Source organism: Bacillus sp. GMs2/2 (assembly GCF_050172095.1).
GTDB classification, from domain to species: domain Bacteria; phylum Bacillota; class Bacilli; order Bacillales; family Bacillaceae_G; genus Bacillus_A; species Bacillus_A cereus.
The window spans coordinates 1-1,164 of the sequence record NZ_JBNLYE010000713.1; the positions used below are offsets into that span (position 1 = coordinate 1).

The window sequence follows — 1,164 nt, forward strand, 5'->3', positions numbered from 1 at the left end:
AGGAACATTTTCTTCCGTACAACTATTTATTTATTTGAAACTAATTACTATTATAAATATAAAGAAGTTATGGATAAAGTAGTAAGGTAAATAAAACAAAATATAGATTTAATTCCTGTTTCTCAACGAGGTACCACCAGCATTTTCAAAAAAATACGCTAAGCAAAAAAATAATCAGCTGTCCATATGGACAGCTGATTTACATCATTACATTTCTATTATTTATCTTACCACTTGTACAGATACTGGTTTCCACCCCTGATTTTCTACCCAATCAATATTAACCTTATATTTTTTATTATTTTGCTTATCTCGTACATTACCGTAGGCTTTATTATTACCATTATTCCCAATAAAATCGAAAATCAATTGGCTCTCTGGAACATCAACAGCATAAGAAATTGCTTTTTTCATCTCACTCCAATCTACTGTTCCTTCTTTAAATTTCATTTCAGGTTTTGCTCCTTGCTCGGTACCAATTGGCTTCCAAGAAGGATTAGTTTGAGAACCCTTTTCTTGAGATGCCGTTTTTTCTTCCTCATTATTTTCAGTTCCGTTCGTTTTTACCGATTTTTCTGTTTTTGATTTCTCTTCTAGCTGTGCTGCCTCTTTATCTTCATTTTTCTTTTCTTCTATCTTTGCTGCCTCTTTATCTTCATTTTTCTTCTCTTCTATCTTTGCTGTTTCTTTATCTTCAGTTTTCTTCTCTTCTATCTTTGCTGTTTCTTTATCTTCGGTTTTCTTTTCTTCTATCTTTGCTGTTTCTTTATCTTCAGTTTTCTTCTCTTCTATCTTTGTTACTTTCTTTTCTTGAGCAATTGCTTTCGTTGATGTATTAGAAGGGGTAAACAATTGGTATGTCACTATACCAACTGTCACTAATACCAAAGTAAATGCAATATTAAAAATTGCCTTTTGACGACGATTCTGTTGTTTTTCTTGAAATCTGCTTACTTGTCCCATTCTTCAAACCTCCGTGTTTACTTTCTCCTCTACTCTTTATGTATTATCCCTAAAATTCTTAATATTTTTATTAAACAATAGAAATAAACTACACTTTCCATACAGGATTTCATATCATAATAAAATTTGTGTTTTTTCAAGTATCTGACATATGTTATTCAAAATAGTTTAATACATTAAAAATTGATAAGCTTCTGCACT

Annotated in this window: 1 protein-coding gene; it reads right to left on the reverse strand. The window is 30.6% G+C overall.

Annotated features, from left to right (window positions below):
- Positions 1-222: 222 nt before the first annotated feature.
- On the reverse strand, positions 223-963 hold the full coding sequence (locus ACQGS6_RS28920; protein ID WP_000532034.1) for a YrrS family protein: 741 nt from the start codon (positions 961-963) through the stop codon (positions 223-225).
- Positions 964-1,164 lie beyond the last annotated feature (201 nt).

Bases quoted from the DNA above. Each gene is read 5' to 3' on its own strand.
- ACQGS6_RS28920 (WP_000532034.1), bottom strand. From the start codon at position 963: ATGGGACAAGTAAGCAGATTTCAAGAAAAACAACAGAATCGTCGTCAA.